This window comes from Taibaiella koreensis, assembly GCF_003545715.1.
GTDB lineage: Bacteria > Bacteroidota > Bacteroidia > Chitinophagales > Chitinophagaceae > Taibaiella > Taibaiella koreensis.
The window spans coordinates 51913-70170 of the sequence record NZ_QVNU01000004.1 but is presented as its reverse complement, the minus strand read 5'-3'; the positions used below and the strand labels follow the sequence as shown (position 1 = coordinate 70170).

The window sequence follows — 18258 nt, the reverse complement described above, 5'->3', positions numbered from 1 at the left end:
CTGACTATCCTGATATAGGAAACATGAGTCAAATTCGTCTTGATAACGGTTGCTGAGCCCGTCGAAGCACCATTTATAGCTGTCCTTTCGACGTGCTCAAGGACCAGAGATTATTTTGTTTCCTATATCGGGATAGTCAGTTTTAATTTTATGTTGCTCATCCTTTATAAGGTGCGTTTATCAGGGCGCCAGGCTTGAGGTAAACAGATGTTCTTCCGGCATCAATGATCACGTGAAACCTTTTTAGTATATCGCCGCCGAGCACGCTCATCTTCTGCCGGCCGATGGCGCCTTCAAAGAAGCCGGCCGGTACTTGCCCTAGCTGTTGTCTGCCGATCGTGAGCCCGGGTAGTATCGCCTTCTTTACCTTCAGCGTTTTTCCATAAGCATCGGTAAGCTTCTGCTCCGAGACGACTTTCAATGGTGGACCTATATTGCTTGTGGTTACAAAAGCATCGTCCAGGAGCAGGGCGCCCGAATACCCCGAATGAATAAGGAGCGCGTTGTGAAAAGACTGGCGGCCATTATAGAAATCCGCCTCCAGGAATAGCATGTCGCCTTGCCGGCGTAGCGCAAGCTTGTCGTAATCGTTGATCCCGGCGGGAAGCGTATCATAAAGAATAAGCACGCCTTTGTCGAAATCCAGCTCCACTACCTTACCGGCAAACAGATCCAAGCCGATCTTACCGTCGGTACCGGGGCCCGATTGCATATCTTCCCAAACCATGATGGAATCCCAATGCAGGCCGCCAATGCTGAGCCGGTTATTTTTGCTGTAACGTGCGCTGTTTGCCGGTCCGCTCCAGCTGGTAACATTATCATCCGATCCATCGAAGTGCAGGTTTTTTAGCCGGGATACCGCTTCCTCTGTAAGTGTCAGACCCGATGCTGCTGTGTGCAGCATTACCGCTATGCTGTCTTTGTCATTAACGACGGCCTGTAGTACCAGGTTGTTGTCATTCGTCAGCCTGAAGGGGATAATTTGCGGCCCCTGGCCCTGCGCCAGGCTATGGCCGCTTAGCAAAAGCAAGAGCAGAAACCGCATAAAAAGAGGATGCATCCGGAATTGTCGTTTAAGTGATGGTAACCTGGAAAACAGCTGCAAATATCGCATGTTCCGCCCTGGTAACATCATATGTATTTTCATTATGCATTGACCCGCTTCGTATGGGAATGGGGCTTATTGGTAGAAAAATGATGCGGGTAGCCGTTTATTTCTCCTAGCTTTGAAATACCAAGCCATGCCAGCAAACATGAAAACGATCGTCACACTCTTCCTGCTTCTTTTCACAGTGCCCTCCGCTATGGCGAAGCAGCTATACAGCAAAGCCTATGGCAATCCCAAAGATAAGCCGGTGATCTTTTTGCACGGCGGTCCCGGTGGCAATGCTACCTTATTTGAAGCGTCTACTGCTGCCCAACTTGCCGGCAGCGGCTTTTACGTGATCGTTTACGACAGAAGAGGGGAGGGCCGGTCGGCCGATCCCGCCGCTACATTTACCTACCAGGAAGCATTTAAAGACCTCAATAGTATTTACCACCAATATGGCCTCAGGCAGGCGGCGCTCATTGGGCATAGCTTCGGTGGCCTGGTGGCGACACTTTATACGCAGCAATACCCGGATAAAGTGAGCAAGCTTGTTCTGGCCGGTGCGCTCTTCTCCCAGCAGGAAACCTATGACGAGATCCAGCGCGTCGTAAAGAGCAAGGCCAGACATAACAGCGATACAGCCACGCTACTCCGTTTGACCGAAGTCGCGGCTATGGACCATCAGTCGGCGGCATATAGGAAAGGCTGCTACGACCTGGCGGGTAAGGCAGGCCTCTTCGATATGCCGCAACCGACGGAAGCATCGCGTACACTAAGACAGGCTTATGAAGCCGGTCCTTTTTTTAAGCAAAATATCCGGAACAGCAATGCGCCCATAATGTTTTTTAAAAATGAAATCCTCAGGAATATCGACACCAAGCCTTTATTAAAGGAAATAAAGCAGAAGGGCGTCCCGCTTTATGCCGTGTATGGTAAACAGGATGGCATCTTTTCCATCCGGCAGCTTTCAGATATGAAAGAGATTGTTGGTCCTGATGCATTCTGCCTTATCGATAACTGTTCTCATTATCTTTTCGTCGATCAGCAAAAGAACTTCCTCAGGTATATAAAAAGGTGGTTGCAATGACGTACGCCCTTAGCGATAACGTTCTGGCTTAAGCAGGGTTCAGGTCTTCCGGGCACAAAGAATAAACCGCTTGCTGACAATGTCGGCATAAGCATGTTGCGCAAACCAGTCGTCAAGCAGGTTACGGATCATTTCAAAGTCGAACAGATCGTAATCCGTAAAGAGATAAGGCATCGATCTGATATAAAAAATAAGCGCTTCCGTATCGAAAAAACGTGTATAGCCCGAATCTTCCTGCTGCTTCAGCAGCATTAAGGGAACCTGTTCATATGCTTTCATGGCGTAAGCCAGGTTCCAGTGCAGGAAGGTATCGTCGGCCTTTTGGCCGATCAGGTCCGCAATATTGCGATCACTTTCCCTATCTACCTGTTGGTTAATAAAATGGCCGCCCGGCCTTAGTATCCGCGCTACTTCGTCTATCGAGTAGCTTTCGTGCCGGTTGATCACCAGGTCAAAGAAATTGCTTTCAAAGGGCAGGTCATCATCTTCATATTCAGATACGAGCGTGGCGCCAAAGGTGGACAGGCGTTTAGCCGCCACCGCAACATTGGGCGTGTAACCTTCCGTGGCGTAGATCTGGCATTGTTCCTTATGTGGGAGCAGGCTAAGAAATTCGCCGCCGCCGGTGCCCATATCCAGCAGACGAATGCCTGGCCGTAGGTAAGGTAGTATTTCGTTATAGTAGTTCCAGGGGAGCGGGCGCTCTACCATCCTGCGCGTACGCTCCAGGTAGCTGAAATCCCATCCGGCCGCTTTTTCCTGCTGTTCCATATAGGTGTGCCTTTGTATTCTCGTAATTCCGATTGCCGTGCGGGGTAAAACCGATGAAATGACCTTGCCCGCGATGCCGTTTTGCAGAACAAATGTACCCTTTTGCAGACAAACCTCGCGATCTCATGTATTGTGCTGCGTTGCTGACAGTGTGCCGTTCTATTTTTGAGGGGAACAAACGACAATAACGCATGAGCTACATTGTGGAAACGAAAGACCTGAGCCACCAGTTCCGCCAGGGCGAAAAGGTATTGGACGCCGTGGCCCTACAGGTGCCTGCCGGCGCGATCTACGGTTTCCTGGGACCTAACGGCGCCGGCAAAACGACAACATTAAGACTATTGCTGGGCTTACTACGGAAGCAAACGGGACATATCAGTATTTCCGGGCAGGAAATGACAATGCGCCGGCATGGTTTGCTTCGCCATGTAGGCGCGCTGATCGAAAGCCCCTCTATCTATCACCACCTCAGCGCAGCCGAGAACCTGGAAGTATGGCGAAGACTCTATCGATGCCCCCGCTCCAGGATCGACGCTGCGCTTACCCTCACGGGCCTGGACCGTACCGGGAGCAAGAAGGCCGGCCGGTTTTCACTGGGTATGAAACAACGTCTGGGCATCGCTATCGCTTTGCTGCACGAGCCTGCGCTGCTGGTGCTGGATGAACCCACCAACGGACTGGATCCGGCCGGCATTGTGGAGATGCGCGCCTTGTTGCAACAGCTCAACCGGGAGCAGGGTACCACGATCCTGATCTCAAGCCATCTGCTTACAGAGATCGAAAAGCTGGTCACCCACATCGGGATCATCAACCAGGGAAAATTGCTGTACCAGGGTACGCTCGCGGCGCTTACCAGCGAAAGGGCACAGGCGGGCAGCCTGGTTATCGACTGCGGACACGACCTTAGAGCTGCTGCGGCTATGGAACGGCTCAGGCTCCCTTTTCGCTGGGAGAATGGGCAGCTTGTGCTGGATAAGCCCGGCCGGGACCAAATGCCGGCCCTATTCAGGGAGTTGACGGGCAGCGGCATCGGCATTTATGGTGTCCATACCCATAACAGTGACCTCGAAACCATCTTTATGAACCTCACACAAACCGGAGTATCATGATAACGACCTTCCTGAACAGCTTTAGCAGCGAATGGCTGAAACGCAAACGTACGGCCGGTGCCTGGCTGACCATCGCCGGCGGCTTCTTTATCCCGCTGATCATCCTTATCCAGCGGTTCTATTTTTCGGAACGCCTCGCCGGTGATAATGCTTCCTCCAAAATATGGGAGATGCTCTATTCACGTTGCTGGCAGGGGATGGCTTTTTTCCTGCTGCCTATGGGTGTCATTCTTGTTACTACCCTGGTGGGGCAGGTGGAATACCGTAATCAGACCTGGAAGCAGTTGCACGCCACGCCACAATCGCCCACGACCATTTTTTTTGCCAAGCTGGCCGTGATCCTGGTGATGCTGCTCCAATTCTTTATTCTGTTCAACGTTGGTATCTATCTCACGGGCGTGCTCCCGGCCTTGTTCATTAAGCGGGTTCCCTTCCCGGCAGAGGCCTTTCCCTGGGGCAAATTCATGTTGGGCAATAGTAAATTCCTGCTGACCTGCCTGCCGGTACTCGCTCTGCAATTCCTGCTAAGCCTGCAATTCCGCAATTTTATGGTCCCCATCGGCGTAGGGCTTGGCCTCTATATCCTGTCTATGATGGTGATGCAATGGCAATATGCCTATATTGTGCCGTACATTTATAGCGCCGCAGCTTTTATGAAAACCGGATCCAACACCAATATCTATGCCTGGGCATTTGGCTATTTTGCCTTGTTCGGCACCGGAAGCTATCTTTTGTTTCTCTTTAAAAAGGAAAGGAGCTGATATGCGTAGATCTGTCATCGTTTTGCTGCACACCTGTTACTGGCTCCTGTACCTGCTGTTGATCACGACCATTCTGCTGGCTTTGCCCAAGACCCGTCCACCGCTGGAGCACCTGGCACAGGTCTTGTTCTTTTCTCCATTTGCGGCATTTGCGCTCTTGCCCGGTGTGCTGGGGTTCTATTCTTATTACCTGGTACTGTTTGATCGCTGGTTAATGCGGAAACGTTTGCTGGCCTGCGTTGTCTGGGGCATCTTGTTTGCCCTGGTGGCCGGTGGTATCGCAACCTTTTTGCTGAGCTTCCCGCTCAATGCCCTGGGACAACTGCGTTTTCCGCAAAGCTTTTTTATGGGGATATTCCTGTGCATGCTGGCGGGTATCCATGGGATCATCGGCCTGGTGTTGAAAGGGTTCATCCGATGGTATGGCGATATACGGATCAAGGAAGAGCTGCAGCGGCGTCATCATGAGACAGAGTTGGCATTGATCAAATCGCAGATCAATCCTCATTTTTTGTTCAACACCATTAATAATATCGATGTATTGATTGGCAAAGACCCGGTAAAAGCATCGCTTTTTCTCAATCAGCTATCCGGTATTATGCGTTATATGCTGTACGAGACACGCACGGAGAAGGTCCCGCTTGCCAAAGAGCTCGACTATATCGAAGCTTACCTGGATCTGCAGCGTATACGTTCGGCAAACAGGGACTTTGTCCAATATAACCTGCAAGGAGACCCCGGCAATCATATGATCGCGCCCATGCTGCTGATCGCTTATATTGAGAATGCCTTTAAACATGCCGCCGGCAAAAGAGAAGGGCCGGCAGTGCAGATCTCGGTCGGGATATCAGCAGAGCGTATCGAATTCCGGTGCGACAACTATTACCAGCGCAATGGGGTCAGGGATGAGGTTTATAGCGGTTTGGGTAACGAATTGCTGCAGCGCCGGCTGGAGCTGCTGTATCCCGGAAGGCACCGGTTAAGCTTATCAGACCAATCGGATCTTTATTCTGTACAACTTATTCTGGACAACCATGAAGATTAATTGCATCATTATTGAAGATGAGCCGCTGGCTCAGGACCGGATCAAAGATTACCTGCAGAAGCTGCCCTGGCTGCAGCTCACGGCTGTATTCGACAATGGTATCGATGCCTTGATCTACCTGCACACCCACGTTCCCGATCTGATCTTTCTGGATATCAATATCGGGGAACTATCCGGTATCCAGCTGCTGGAATCGGTTAACCGCAGCGCGGTCATCATTACTACTGCATATCATCAGTACGCGTTGAAGGGCTATGAGTTGAATGTACGCGACTACCTGCTGAAGCCCTATACTTTTGACCGTTTTCTACAAGCTGTGGACAAGGTAAAGCAGCAATTGGAGCGCAAAGATCCTGCGCCCCGCAACTATATCTTTATCAAGACGGAATACCGCCTGGAAAAGCTTCTGCTCAGTGATGTACTATTCATCGAAGGGCGCAGGGATTATCGTATGATCCATACCCAGCATAAAAAGATCATGACCTTGCAGACCTTCAGGGAGCTGGAAGCAGAGATACCGCAAAATGTCGTATGCCGGGTACACAAATCGTATATGGTCGCCATCGATAAGATCGATACTATTGAGCGCGACGGTATCCGCATCGGGGATCGTATGATCCCGGTATCAGATACTTACCGCAAGCATTTTTACCAATTGGTTACCGCTGGTAAATAGCCGTTGCCCGGTAGTATTTGTATACAGATATGGTGTAGCTTTGGTCAAACCTTACTGATAACAATATGAAAAGCATTTGTCTACTCCCTGCACTATTACTCTTTACTTTTTCTGCGCGCAGCCAAAGCATACGCACCGGGAGCTATGATGAGCTGGATATTGCCTACAACCCGGCGACACAAATGATCACCGGATATTTTGAGAGCGCTACCGGCTACGACGAGGGTACCGATCATCCCAAATTCTCCTGCGCTTTTTATCTGGAAGGAAAAGTAACGGGTGGAAAAGCCAAGATCAGAACTTATTATCCGGCACAGCCCCTGGATGATGTGATCGACGGAACACTTGAAACAGGCGGCGACAAAACGATCAAAGTGCACCTGGCTGAGGAGCATGGCGGTTGTTGGAATGTACAGCACTTTGCCGATGAGGAGCCGGCCGTTTTTACCTTCGACGAAGCGCAACCCTGGATAGAGATCCGTTATGTAAAAAATACCAAAGCTTATTTCCACGATAAGCCATCGGCTACGACAACCAGGAAGGCTTTCGTGGTAAAGGGCGATGTGGTGCGGATCAGCAAGGTCCAGGATGGCTTTGCCCTCTGCTCTTATAACGGCGGGAAGCAGGTGACCACGGGATGGTTATCCCTGCAGGATCTCAATAAACCAGGTGGCCGATAATAAGGTGCTTTTTACTATCATCGACTATGCCTGTAACTTTTTGTGAAAAAATCAATAGGCTTTCATAAGATACACACGAATTGTTTTGAAATCTTCGTCACAAGCGTGTACTTCCACTCTTTCGCCATTAAATACATCTTGCGATATCAGGTAGGCTTGTTTTTCGAATTGACGTTTCGTGTCCTCATCTTGTTCCAAGTCTTGTTTAAGGACCATACGGAACTGATACGTATAGCCATCTTTAGATAATTGAACTGTCTTTTTCGCGCCATTATTATTGATCCCACGCTGTACTAAATAATTTCCCAGCTTATCAGCTTCATCCTTGGTAACGGCCGACGTATAATAAAGATCAAGGTTCCCAAATTGAATTTTCTTTCCGTAATCACTGCATCCTGAAGAAAGAAATATTGAGATGACCAGCCAGAATAAAATAACATATTTTCTCATGATTATAATAGGGTTTATTATATTGGAAATGACGAAGCTGAAAGATAATTCCCGGTGGGCAGAATAAAGCTGCCAGCTTACTTCCCTTTTCCCAGCAGGCCGAAGCTGATGCCGCCAATGGCGAGTATTTCGTTGGGCTTGGTATAAACCCTGGTATTACCGTCAAACTGAGAGCCGAAGCTCAGTCGCAGGGTAATATTGTCCTGCAGGGTATAGCTGAAATTGGCCGCCCAGGAATAGGTCCAGTGTGAGCTTTGGGTCAGGGGTATTTCGGAAGCATGGCGGAACACGCCTTCCAGCCCTATATTCCAGTCGTTGCGATTGAACTGCGCCTTGGCGCCGAAGTCCAGGTAATTGCCGGGATCTACCCTATGCTCGTTCCAGATATACCTTAAGATACCCAGGAAGTCCAGCGACTGCACCAGCTTCAGGTCTTTGTCGTTGCTGAGGTCGAGCCGGTAAGAGGGCGTGATCCAGATGCCCGTCTTCGCGTAGACCGCATTATCCCAGTTATTGTTTTGCAGCACGATGACGCCGGAATAAGCGGCTTCCAGGATAAAACCTTCGCGGGCAAAGGGTGTCCGGCGTTTGTTGATACGGTCCAGTGCCACCGCCTTCATGGAGTCGAGTGCGGGTTCTTCTGTGGCCAGCCAGCTTTGTAAAGCGGCAGTGTCCTTCAAGGCCGCAACCTTCCCCTTCAGGGAGAGCAGATCGTTTTGCAGGCCGGCTTTCATTGCGTCAGGAATGTCTTTTCGCTCTGCAGTATGTGCCGCTGCCATGTCAAAGGCCCGTTGTACATCTTCATAGGTGAACGATGGACTATTGAGCAGATTATCGACCAGGCTAAGTGCTAATTGTTTGGTTTCGGCCGTAGCCCAGGCGTGCAGATCTTCTGTCGTTCTTTTGTTTACAGTTCCCGGCAGCAACGTTACCCTCAACCCATATCCCAGGCCGGTACCTTTGTTCAAGTCGCCGAATTTTACCGTATCGGTGCTGGAGGTAGCAAGGGAAATGGCAAAATTCTTTTTGATTGCAGGCAGGATATCGGTGGAAAAATAATCGTTGGCGATGAAAGAATATTGATTGCCGGCTGCTTTCTTATTCCAGTTGAACGGGTTTACCTCCAGTGCGAAATTGGGTTGCAGCACCCCATTCACCGCGGCGGACTGCAGGCTGGCGGCGAAATCGCGTGGTGTAGACGGCCGCTGGATATTGGTGGGCTGAACACCCAGCAGGATATAAGCAGGGCTGGCGGTGAGCTCCAGCGGCTTCAGGTCGGGCTCCTGCGCTTGTGTGCTGAGGCTCAAGCATAACAGGCAGGCAGCAAACAGGTAGTATTTTCTCATGCTTGTTCTGCTTTAAGCGCAATGGTGAAGAAGAAACGGGAATTGGCCGTAGGCGTCTTTTTATCGTCTAATTGGTATTCCTGCAGCAAGTCATTGCCGGCATCGACGATCAGCGAACAGCTCACGGGGATCTTTGATCCATCGTCGTCGCTCTCGCCCGTTTTGATCTTGCTTACATTTACCTCCACGCTGAGCGTAGCGCCATAAAGCTTGTTGGCGTAGTCGAGCGGGTGGTCGCTGAAGGTAACATCGGCGATCTCGATCTGCAGGCAATTGATCACGGAGTGTCCGGCGATGCTGATCACCGTATTGTCGGGCACCACGTTGGCCGTAAGGTAAAGCTTGGTGTTCTGGTATTTTACGGGCAGGATAAGGGTATCCTTAAGGTTGAATTTAGCCATAGGGTAGCGTTTAGCATTGTGATGCTTCAGGTATTGGTCATGCAAAGCTACAATCTCCCTTTATTTATGCAAGACCATTTTTGTACCCCCTGTGTTATCAAATCGCTACACCGGCCGGGCGCCCTAGCGTATCAGCATTACGTCTCCCTTTTTCCTCACTTCACCCAGCAAAGGATGCTTATAGCTGAGGTAATAAAAATAGGTACCCACATCGGCGTTCTGTCCGTTCCATCCTTCACCGGGGACTTTACTGAGAAAAACCCTTCTGCCCCAGCGATCGTAAACAGACAACTGGTAACTTTTTACATCGGGGCAGTTGAACGTTACCTGGAACAGGTCGTTGTTGCCGTCGCTATTGGGGGAAAAGGCATTGGGTATATAGCTACGGCACTGGCAGCCTTTAATGTCGATATACACGCTATCGCTGAAACGGCCGCATATATTGTCGGTGACAACACTGTATCGTCCGGCCTGGTCTATATCGATGGCATCGTCTGTGGCTCCGGTATTCCAGCGGAACGTACCCGCCGGGTTGGCTTCGGCCTTAAGCCGGAAAGGTTCGTCGCTGCAAAAGCTGGTATCGCGCGGTCTTATTTGTAAATAAGGGTCTATGCCGGTCACATAAAGACTATCTGCTTTGGTACAGCCATCTTTGGTTACGCGTAGGGTATAGTTTCCGGGCCTTGAAGCGGGGAAAGATGACGCGGTGCTTCCGTTTTGCCAGCGGTAGCTTGAACCGGCAGGTGCAAGGGGCTGTATCAGGAAGGAATCGCCGGGGCAAATAAGGGTATCTGGGCCTATTTCCATGTCGAAATTGACGAAGCGTACTTTGAAGGAGTCGATATAATGATGGCAAAAGCTGCTGGAATAAGCCCAATACACCCCATCCTGGTTTATGTTGATACTCTGGGTGGCTGCGCCCGTACTCCAGGAATAATAAGTAGCTGGCGGCAGGGTAAGCTGGGCCTGGTCGCGGAAACAGATCGATGTGTCTTTAACGACCCGGACCAGCGTATCCGGATTCCCGGGCAGGCGAAACGGTTTACCCAGGCGTATAAATTTGTACTGGGGATTAGGCATGCTTGGAGGTTGTTGTAGCGCTACCGGGTTGAAGAGGCAAGCCGCACCCGCATTATTGGGCGCCTCAATGGCCGCCAGGTAAGGTTGCGACATAGCGGGAAGGAGCGGCACCAGGTACAGTTTTCCATCCACCGCTGGTTGTATGTCGAAATAGGCATTCGTATCGATCACCCTGGCAGAATTGGCAACAGCTGTATAATCGGGCAACAGGCTGATATCGCATTGTACCAGCTTGAAAAGCGGCCCTATGTTGCCGAAATATAATTTTGAATCATCAGGGGATATCGCCATAGGCCAGGTAAATGACAAATTAGGAGAAGTAATACCCACGGCCGGCGCAACAATGCCAGTCGATTGATCGAAATCGGATACATATAAAGTTCCTGCCGGAGCATACAGTCGTTTCCCATCATTTGAAAATATGGGTGCAATAGTTCCGCCTGAGATGGGGGAGGATACCGGGGTTGTGTGCACGCCAGCGGCATCTACTTTAAACGTAAGGTAAGTCGCAGCCGAAGTCCACTTGGTTACCAATACCCAGTAGCTGTTACAATCGGGGCCCATGGTAAAGGTGATGCTTTCCGCTAAGGAATCGGCCAGGAATATATTCTTTTGTGTAGGCACTACATCTCCCATACCGCCGTTCAGGCGCATGTCTATTACCGAATACCATAAGCTGGGTGGACCATCCTCAACGGCACCCATCGAAAACGAGTAATAGATGCTGGTATCGGTGATCGAACGGAGCGCCAGCGTACCCCCTTCGCTTGATCCCTGAGGAACGCCGTTGATCAGGGGACCATTGCCCAGCAGGCCGATACTATTGGGCATTACATTGCCGTTGCGGTCCCAGATGCGGCTGCCCAGCGAATAGAAAAGCAAATGTCCCGAAGCATCCGAAACGGTAGTACAGCCTTCGAATGCATTCATATTGTGCGGGAAAAAGCTGGGCGGTTGGGTATTGAAATTGATTCCTACATGCTGGCCGAAACACCAGATGCTATTTTCCAGCTGGGCGGAGACGGGATGATAGCAGCAGCAGCAAAACAGCATTAGCGCCCAAAAAGCAGGAATAAATTTTGGCATGATGACGGGACAGTTTTATTGGTGTCCTAAAGATAATATATCAGGCGCAATTTATCATGAATTATATAATGAATGAGTAAATTTCGCAACATAATAAAAGAAAGCCCGCGGCAGAAGCCGCAGGCGTATAAACAAAAAGAAGAAGACTTATTTTTTTACCAGTCGCGTGTAGGCGCTGAAGCGATCGCCGGTAAGACGGAGCCAGTACACACCTGCCGGCAAGGCTGCAATATTGACCTGTACAGGCCCGCTGCTATTAAACGCTTGTTGTTGTAGTCGACGTCCCTGTGCATCGGCTATCGTAAGGGTAAGTATGCCGGATAGCTTTATACCGGGGTCCAGGGTTACCAGGTCGGTGGCCGGATTGGGATAAACTTTTAATGTCTGTATGTTGCCTGCTGTTGTATCGATACCTGTTCCCTGATTTTCGTAACGGAATACGGCCGAAGTATCGCTGCAACCGGCAGCGGTAGTCACTACCACAAAGTAATTACCATTTTGTGTTGGTGTAAGCTGGGCGCTTGGTGTACCAGGGAGGGCGGTATTGTTGTAGAACCATTGGTAACGGGCGTATACGTTATCAACCCGCAGTACACTGCCTTGAAGGCTGATCACCGGCACCGGAACGCTTTGCATGCTGATGCGGATCGTATCGCTGACAGTGCAGGCTCCGTATTGTCCGCTGATCCAGTAAGTACCGGCGGTACCGGTGCTGAAGGTCGCAGCATGGCTGCCATCGGACCAAAGCACATTGCTGAGTGTAGCAGGGGCCTGAAGGGTATAGGTACCGCCGGGACAGATCGCTGTATCCACACCCAAAAGTGCCGTGCCCGATGCTTCGGGTACAAAGTAGAAGGTAGCGGATACGGTATCGTTGGCGGCAACCTGGTTGGGCAATTTGCTGATCCAGGCTTTAAGGGTGATGGCACCACCAGCTGCAGGCGGTGTGAAGTTGTCGATGAGTGTAATGGTTGTTGCAGTACCCGGAGCCAGCATATTGTAGTCGGCAGCGGCGCCGGAACGACCGTCGCTGCTGCTCCAGCGCAGTTCCAGCGGGAACACGGGCATGGCGCCGGTATTGCTCATCGTCACCTTAATGTCTTTGGGTGCCATGGACAGGCAAGCGCCGGTAGCACCGGCTGCAGAGATAGTGTCCAGTTGGACGGACGTGCTACGGTTGCTGATCACGATATCGCTCACTGCCCAGAAATTCTTCAACCCATCGTTGGTATTGGGTGCAATATAGCTGAACCTAAGGCGGGCATTGGTAACACCGGCCAGTGTGCTGATATCGATTGCCCGCTTGTGTGTGGGAAATATAGCGGAGGCCACACCGTCGCCGGCGTCCATACCAGTGCTTTCATACAGGGTTACCCAGGCGGTGCCGTTGAATCCCTCCACACGGGTCTTGCTCAGGCCATCGGGATGTGTGTAGAAGGCTTCGTTCCAATCCAGCGACAGGAGACTTACGCCGGCCAGGTTGAGGCTGCGTGTCTCGATCATGGCGCTGTCGGTATGGTGCTGAGACAGCACGTCTTCATAATAGTAAGCATCGTATATCGCAAACTTACCGGGAAACCATTGCGCGGCTTCCAGCCCGTTATTGGCTTCATTCACATTGGTGAAGAACCATTTCCTTGGGGGCGTAGCGCTGCTCTTGTCGGTATTGGTATAGCCGGTATAGCTGAGGCTATCGATGGGATGGCAAAAGTGCTCTTCGAACAGGCGGTGGAAAGATTGGTCCAGGTCCACATCCAGTACTGTGCCATCTGCACCTACGGCTACGGCTTTACGTTCGGCGGTCATTTGGACATCGTACAGCTTCTGGCTTAGCAATGTGGGTATCGCCGACCAGGTGAGCCCGCCATCGGCTGTATACAGCAAGGCACCCGCAGCACCGGTGATCATGCCATGCAGCGCATCGTAGAAATGGACGCCCTGCAGCCCGGTGGCTGTCGTAGGTATCGTAGTCCAGGTAAGGCCCTGGTCGGTGCTGCGCATGATATTACTATTGGCTACAGCCACGGCTACGGTTGAAGTGCCTGCCACTGCTACGGAATAAGCGGTGCCGGGTGTTGTAGCGGCTACCCAGGTAGCACCGTCATCGGTAGTACGAAAGGCCTTATTATTGGTAGCGACCGCAAGGCCGGTACCATTGCTGAAAAAGGCCATATCGTATACTGTAGAGGTAGCGATAGTAGAGGGCGTTACATTAGCCCAGGTACTGCCGCCGTCGGTCGTCTTCTTAATAAAGCGCCCGCCGCCGCTGACGCCGATCTGGCTGCCGGCGATAAAGCCCGTGAGCGCATCCCGGAAATACACGCATTGAATGCTGCCATTGGTAAGGCCGGTTGCTGCCGGAAGAATAGCGGACCAGGAGGCGCCGCCGTCTATCGTCTTATAAAAGGCATCGGAAGGACCGCTGATAAAGCCTGTGCTGGCATTCGGAAAGGAGATATTCCGGAAGTCGGCGTTGTTGTTCAGCGGCAAGGGTAGCCAGTCGTTGCAGCTGTCGTTGTATTTCATGACGGCGCCGCTATTGCCCACAGCGATAAATTCATGTGCGGCGATCCGTTTCATCTTCCACAGGTGTTCCTGTGGTCCGAGGTTGTTGTGCCTGTTCGTCTGGGCCATGATGCCAAAAGGCAATCCCATGGCCATTCCTGCCAGTAATACTTTACGCATATTGTTTTATTGATTTCGGGCGCAAAGTTCCGGCAAGCCTTGCAGAGCTCTGTCAGGCTTCGGTCATACTTATGTCATTTATCTGTCATAAGCTGATATCGATCAATGAAAAAGAAAGACAGGCAGCAGATCAACTGCTCCAGTGTATAGCTTGGTGCCATGATCTTATTTTTTGAGATAACTGGCTTTTGATTGCTGCAAGAGCATCGTCATAAGATGGCCTTCCTGCGCGTGAAAACACCTGTATTTTTTTCATAACAAAATTTTACCACCACAGCCATGCCGCTTCCCTGGCGGCTTTGTCATACATTTTTTACAAAAGTATTTCCCGGTTTTTATAGCATACCCGCTACCCGCGCAGTACTTTTGCGCCCTGTTAAAAAAATGATGATGACCAGAAAGAGCTACATTTTAAGTTTATTGTTCTCATTAAGCACAGGCTGGCTGTTTGCCCAGAATGGCGCAATTAAAGGCTTTGTAAGCACTGCCGACGGCAAGCCCGCAGAATGGGTGACGATAAGCCTGCAAGGCAGTGACAAAGCAGCTATGACCGGTAAGCGCGGACAATACCAATTGCGGAATATCGCGCCGGGTACCTATACGATTACAGCCTCTTCAGTTGGCCTGGAAGGTCAGGAGCAATCGGTGACCATCGAACAAGACGAAACAGTAACCGTCGACTTTCAATTGAAAGAAAGCGCAGCGCAGCTGCAGGAAGTGGTGATCCCCGTGAGGCAGGGCGATAAAGTGAATACCATTGTCGCGAAAATGCCGCTGAAAAACCTCGAAAATGCACAGGTATACAATAGTGTATCTACGGAGACCATAAAGCAACAGGGTCTTACCAGCTATGACGATGCCCTGCGCAATGTACCCGGCATTACCCGCACCTGGGAATCTACAGGCAGGGCAGGGGATGGCGCCTCTTATTTTGCGCTGCGCGGCTTCGACGCCCAGCCCCTGCTCATCAACGGTCTTCCCGGCCTTACCAGTGGCAACCTGGACCTGGCCAATGTAGAAGAGATACAGGTGATCAAAGGGCCTTCGGCTTCTTTGTTTGGTGGCGCTACCTATAGTTACGGTGGTATGATCAATACCGTTACCAAAAAACCTTATTCCGGGTTCGGCGGCGAGCTCGGCTATACCGTCGGTAGCTTCGGCCTTAACCGCATTACCGGCGATGTGAATATACCGCTGAGCAAAATAGAAAAGATCGCACTCCGTATCAACACCGCCTATCATACCGAAAACAGCTTCCAGGATGCCGGCTACCGCAAAGCCTTCTTCTTTGCGCCCACGCTGAGCTATACCGTAAATGACCGGCTTTCCTTCCTGGTAATGGCAGTGGCGCCTGTCTTTTTTCATTCCGACCGCCAGAGCCCATTGCCGTTCCATAATGTAAAGGAGCTGAGCCTTAACCCGGACCGCTCTTTCATGAGCAACGATCTCAGTATGAAGAATCCGAGATTTAACCTGCAGGCGCAAATGTTCTACAAGCTGTCGGAGCACTGGACCTCGCAGACGGTTGTTTCAAGAGGTACCATCAAATCAAATGGCTACTATACCTATATCTGGGACGATGCGCCCGGCGACAACTATTTCGATCAGTATTTCCGCAAAGAGATACAGACCACGACTACGACCGATTTTCAGCAAAACTTCAATGGCGACTTCCGTATCGGTAAGCTGCGCAATCGCGTCCTGGTAGGCCTGGACTTCTTTAACCGCAACATTATCGCTAACAGCACCGGCTCAGCCAATGTGCGGCATGTTACGCCACAGGCAGGGGAAGTGCCCTATATAGATCCCGCTAGTGGCGATACCACTGCTCCTGTTTACTTATCGCAAGCCCTGGTCGATAACCTGCTGCGTACCACAGACGGCGCCCGGAGCGATGTGAGCAACAGCTCCTACAGCGCTTATGTATCCGATGTGCTCAATATCACACCTGGTCTTTCTGTGATGGCCGGCGTACGTGCCGATTATTTTGTATCCAAAGGGGAGAAAGGTGACGACAACGATAATTTTAACCAGTTCGCTGTGTCGCCTAAGTTCGGCATCGTGTACCAGCCGGTGCTGGAACAGGTGTCACTCTTTGCCAATTACATGAATGCCTTCGTCAATGTAGCGCCCGGCCAGGTGGCCGATGCCGACGGCAGCAACCCGAGGATAAAATCGTTTGCGCCCGAGCATGCCAACCAATGGGAAGTGGGCGCCAAGACCAACTTGTTTTCCGATCGCTTGCAGCTGACTGTCTCTTATTACGATATCCGTGTCGGTAACCGGGTATATCCCGATCCGGCTAATCCCAACAACTCGCTGCAGGGCGGTAAGGTGGGTAGCAAGGGCTTCGAAGTGGATCTTGCCGCACATCCTATGCCCGGCCTCAGCATCCTTGCCGGGTACAGCCACAACAGAACGCAGGTGCTGGCCGGCAATGCCAACGATTTCTACAATGAACCGGGAAGAGCACCCGGCGGACAAGGCCCTCAGGACCTGGCTAACTTGTGGATCAACTACCGGCCCGCCAATGGCTTGCTGAAGCATTTTTCACTGGGCGTGGGCGGCAATTATGCCGGGGAATATAAAGTGATCGACAACAGCGTTACCGGTGTTTTCGTTTTGCCATCCTATGTGCTGCTTAATGCCACACTGGCTTACCAGGCATCGCATTATCGCATCGGCTTTACGCTCAACAATATCACCAATAAGGAATACTATATCGGGTACTGGTCGGTAAATCCGCAACGGCCACGCAATTTCACACTGAACCTGGCTTATACCTTCTGATCACTTCTCTTTGAGGAGCACATGCTAAGAGGCTGTCTCCTATGTTTGCGTTGTCAAATGTAGGAGACAGCCTCTTTTTACAGAATCAGGGTGCCCGATGTCCCTATCTTTTGATGAATTTTTTCTGATAGTCAAGGTCAGGCTTTTGTATAAATGCGTTATATCATTATCGCTCCTCGGCGATAAACTTCTGACAGAAGTCCTTTATTTGATCTCTTACGCTTCTGAATTGCTGTTGTATCTCTTCTTCTGTACCACTAGCTTTTGCGGGATCAGGAAAGTTGTAATGAAACCTCTTCGCTCGGGAAGGAAAGAAAGGGCACTGCTCTTTAGCATGGTCACATACCGTGATCACAAAATCGAAAGCAATATTTCTGTACTCATCAATGTTGTTGGATGTATGATGAGAGATGTCAATACCATCTTCACGCATTATTTCAATAGCCATAGGATTAACGCCATGCGTTTCTACTCCTGCACTGTATACATCCCATCTTTCTTCAGCGAAGTGTCGTAAATAGCCTTCAGCCATTTGGCTGCGACAACTATTGCCGGTACAGAGCACCAATATCTTTTTCATACAAACAACCAGATTATATTAATGATGCAAAACTTTGGATCGAAGCCAAATATCAATTGTAGTACAATAACCGATGTCGTAATAATGACCGGCTTTTTATACCGGGTCAGGAGCGCTTTCATCAGGAGCAGCATCCACTACCGGGCGTACAGGATGAAGGAGCGCTACCTAATTCCGATAACGGGACTTTGGTCTTTTGGTCTGATGGAATACCGCACTTATCCTGGGCAAGACAAGCAGTTGCTTTACTGGTAAGCACAAAAACACCAACATTAAATTGCAAGTCATATTTACCGATGGTTTCTCGCTGGTATTCTACTTCTATGCTTAGATCATCAGTAAGGCCAAGCTTTTCTTCAGACAGTTTGATTATGTTTAGTAGTTTCTCCGGTTTAAGACGATGATCGTAATCGTTGGCATCCCAAAGCTGGAAGTTTATCACACGTTCGTTTCTTAACGCCCCGCCGCAATCGATGAAACGTTTCTCAATGATCCCCACCTCTGTAACATGGAAGTGTTCTGGCACATAAGTTCCATTTTCCAATTTGAACGCTACGTTACTGAGCGTTGGAAGTGCATTCTTAATTTCTGATAGCAACATGATTCTTATTTAATGTTATA

16 protein-coding genes are annotated in these 18258 nt (G+C 50.5%); 7 read left to right on the top strand and 9 right to left on the bottom strand.

Features of this window, described 5'->3' with window-relative positions; translation table 11 throughout:
• Window positions 1-157 precede the first annotated feature (157 nt).
• A complete protein-coding gene (locus DZK30_RS13885) occupies window positions 158-1060 on the bottom strand; it encodes a hypothetical protein (RefSeq protein ID WP_205529446.1) in 903 nt (300 codons plus the stop codon).
• 193 nt (window positions 1061-1253) lie between these two features.
• Between DZK30_RS13885 and DZK30_RS13880 the strand changes: the two genes are divergently transcribed.
• Window positions 1254-2177, top strand: coding sequence for an alpha/beta fold hydrolase (locus DZK30_RS13880; RefSeq protein ID WP_118974757.1), 924 nt, complete (start codon window positions 1254-1256; stop codon window positions 2175-2177).
• A gap of 39 nt (window positions 2178-2216) precedes the next feature.
• Here the strand turns inward: DZK30_RS13880 and DZK30_RS13875 are convergent, their stop codons facing one another.
• The gene (locus DZK30_RS13875; RefSeq protein WP_118974756.1) at window positions 2217-2948 is read right to left on the bottom strand and encodes a class I SAM-dependent methyltransferase; all 732 of its coding nucleotides are present in this window, start codon (window positions 2946-2948) and stop codon (window positions 2217-2219) included.
• Window positions 2949-3139: 191 nt separating this feature from the next.
• Between DZK30_RS13875 and DZK30_RS13870 the strand changes: the two genes are divergently transcribed.
• The 5 genes from DZK30_RS13870 to DZK30_RS13850 all read left to right on the top strand — a co-directional run bounded on the left by DZK30_RS13870 (window position 3140) and on the right by DZK30_RS13850 (window position 7219).
• Window positions 3140-4057, top strand: coding sequence for an ATP-binding cassette domain-containing protein (locus DZK30_RS13870; RefSeq protein ID WP_118974755.1), 918 nt, complete (start codon window positions 3140-3142; stop codon window positions 4055-4057).
• On the top strand, window positions 4054-4818 hold the full coding sequence (locus DZK30_RS13865) for an ABC transporter permease (RefSeq protein ID WP_118974754.1): 765 nt from the start codon (window positions 4054-4056) through the stop codon (window positions 4816-4818). Before DZK30_RS13870 ends, DZK30_RS13865 begins: the two co-directional genes overlap by 4 nt.
• Before the next feature lies 1 nt (window position 4819).
• Window positions 4820-5863 (top strand): sensor histidine kinase, encoded by a 1044-nt coding sequence (locus DZK30_RS13860; RefSeq protein ID WP_162903089.1) that lies wholly within the window; start codon window positions 4820-4822, stop codon window positions 5861-5863.
• Window positions 5853-6539, top strand: coding sequence for a LytR/AlgR family response regulator transcription factor (locus tag DZK30_RS13855; protein WP_118974752.1), 687 nt, complete (start codon window positions 5853-5855; stop codon window positions 6537-6539). Before DZK30_RS13860 ends, DZK30_RS13855 begins: the two co-directional genes overlap by 11 nt.
• Before the next feature lie 65 nt (window positions 6540-6604).
• Complete coding sequence (locus tag DZK30_RS13850; RefSeq protein WP_118974751.1) at window positions 6605-7219, top strand: hypothetical protein; 615 nt, start codon at window positions 6605-6607, stop codon at window positions 7217-7219.
• Window positions 7220-7270: 51 nt separating this feature from the next.
• Here the strand turns inward: DZK30_RS13850 and DZK30_RS13845 are convergent, their stop codons facing one another.
• From DZK30_RS13845 to DZK30_RS13825, 5 genes are all read right to left on the bottom strand, one after another.
• Window positions 7271-7669 carry a hypothetical protein gene (locus DZK30_RS13845; protein WP_118974750.1) on the bottom strand — a complete coding sequence of 133 codons (399 nt, stop codon included), beginning with the start codon at window positions 7667-7669 and terminating at the stop codon, window positions 7271-7273.
• Between the two features lie 77 nt (window positions 7670-7746).
• Window positions 7747-9015, bottom strand: coding sequence for a hypothetical protein (locus tag DZK30_RS13840; RefSeq protein ID WP_118974749.1), 1269 nt, complete (start codon window positions 9013-9015; stop codon window positions 7747-7749).
• Complete coding sequence (locus DZK30_RS13835) at window positions 9012-9416, bottom strand: hypothetical protein (RefSeq protein WP_162903088.1); 405 nt, start codon at window positions 9414-9416, stop codon at window positions 9012-9014. Before DZK30_RS13835 ends, DZK30_RS13840 begins: the two co-directional genes overlap by 4 nt.
• A gap of 123 nt (window positions 9417-9539) precedes the next feature.
• Window positions 9540-11582 (bottom strand): T9SS type B sorting domain-containing protein, encoded by a 2043-nt coding sequence (locus tag DZK30_RS13830; protein WP_118974747.1) that lies wholly within the window; start codon window positions 11580-11582, stop codon window positions 9540-9542.
• A 147-nt stretch (window positions 11583-11729) separates the two neighbouring features.
• Entirely contained in the window at window positions 11730-14267 is a 2538-nt protein-coding gene (locus DZK30_RS13825; protein ID WP_118974746.1) for a T9SS type A sorting domain-containing protein, read from the bottom strand.
• Between the two features lie 384 nt (window positions 14268-14651).
• Here DZK30_RS13825 and DZK30_RS13820 point away from each other — a divergent pair, with 384 nt between their 5' ends.
• Complete coding sequence (locus DZK30_RS13820; RefSeq protein ID WP_240432928.1) at window positions 14652-17057, top strand: TonB-dependent receptor; 2406 nt, start codon at window positions 14652-14654, stop codon at window positions 17055-17057.
• A gap of 166 nt (window positions 17058-17223) precedes the next feature.
• Here the strand turns inward: DZK30_RS13820 and DZK30_RS13815 are convergent, their stop codons facing one another.
• Both DZK30_RS13815 and DZK30_RS13810 read right to left on the bottom strand, forming a co-directional pair.
• Complete coding sequence (locus DZK30_RS13815; protein WP_118974745.1) at window positions 17224-17637, bottom strand: arsenate reductase ArsC; 414 nt, start codon at window positions 17635-17637, stop codon at window positions 17224-17226.
• A 121-nt stretch (window positions 17638-17758) separates the two neighbouring features.
• The gene (locus DZK30_RS13810) at window positions 17759-18238 is read right to left on the bottom strand and encodes a DUF6428 family protein (RefSeq protein ID WP_118974744.1); all 480 of its coding nucleotides are present in this window, start codon (window positions 18236-18238) and stop codon (window positions 17759-17761) included.
• Window positions 18239-18258 lie beyond the last annotated feature (20 nt).

Coding starts and splice junctions, on each gene's coding strand:
- DZK30_RS13810 (WP_118974744.1), bottom strand. CDS start 18,238: ATGTTGCTATCAGAAATTAAGAATGCACTTCCAACGCTCAGTAACGTA.
- DZK30_RS13850 (WP_118974751.1), top strand. CDS start 6,605: ATGAAAAGCATTTGTCTACTCCCTGCACTATTACTCTTTACTTTTTCT.
- DZK30_RS13870 (WP_118974755.1), top strand. CDS start 3,140: ATGAGCTACATTGTGGAAACGAAAGACCTGAGCCACCAGTTCCGCCAG.
- DZK30_RS13855 (WP_118974752.1), top strand. CDS start 5,853: ATGAAGATTAATTGCATCATTATTGAAGATGAGCCGCTGGCTCAGGAC.
- DZK30_RS13880 (WP_118974757.1), top strand. CDS start 1,254: ATGAAAACGATCGTCACACTCTTCCTGCTTCTTTTCACAGTGCCCTCC.
- DZK30_RS13815 (WP_118974745.1), bottom strand. CDS start 17,637: ATGAAAAAGATATTGGTGCTCTGTACCGGCAATAGTTGTCGCAGCCAA.
- DZK30_RS13840 (WP_118974749.1), bottom strand. CDS start 9,015: ATGAGAAAATACTACCTGTTTGCTGCCTGCCTGTTATGCTTGAGCCTC.
- DZK30_RS13885 (WP_205529446.1), bottom strand. CDS start 1,060: ATGCATCCTCTTTTTATGCGGTTTCTGCTCTTGCTTTTGCTAAGCGGC.
- DZK30_RS13825 (WP_118974746.1), bottom strand. CDS start 14,267: ATGCGTAAAGTATTACTGGCAGGAATGGCCATGGGATTGCCTTTTGGC.
- DZK30_RS13835 (WP_162903088.1), bottom strand. CDS start 9,416: ATGGCTAAATTCAACCTTAAGGATACCCTTATCCTGCCCGTAAAATAC.
- DZK30_RS13875 (WP_118974756.1), bottom strand. CDS start 2,948: ATGGAACAGCAGGAAAAAGCGGCCGGATGGGATTTCAGCTACCTGGAG.
- DZK30_RS13830 (WP_118974747.1), bottom strand. CDS start 11,582: ATGCCAAAATTTATTCCTGCTTTTTGGGCGCTAATGCTGTTTTGCTGC.
- DZK30_RS13865 (WP_118974754.1), top strand. CDS start 4,054: ATGATAACGACCTTCCTGAACAGCTTTAGCAGCGAATGGCTGAAACGC.
- DZK30_RS13820 (WP_240432928.1), top strand. CDS start 14,652: ATGATGATGACCAGAAAGAGCTACATTTTAAGTTTATTGTTCTCATTA.
- DZK30_RS13860 (WP_162903089.1), top strand. CDS start 4,820: ATGCGTAGATCTGTCATCGTTTTGCTGCACACCTGTTACTGGCTCCTG.
- DZK30_RS13845 (WP_118974750.1), bottom strand. CDS start 7,669: ATGAGAAAATATGTTATTTTATTCTGGCTGGTCATCTCAATATTTCTT.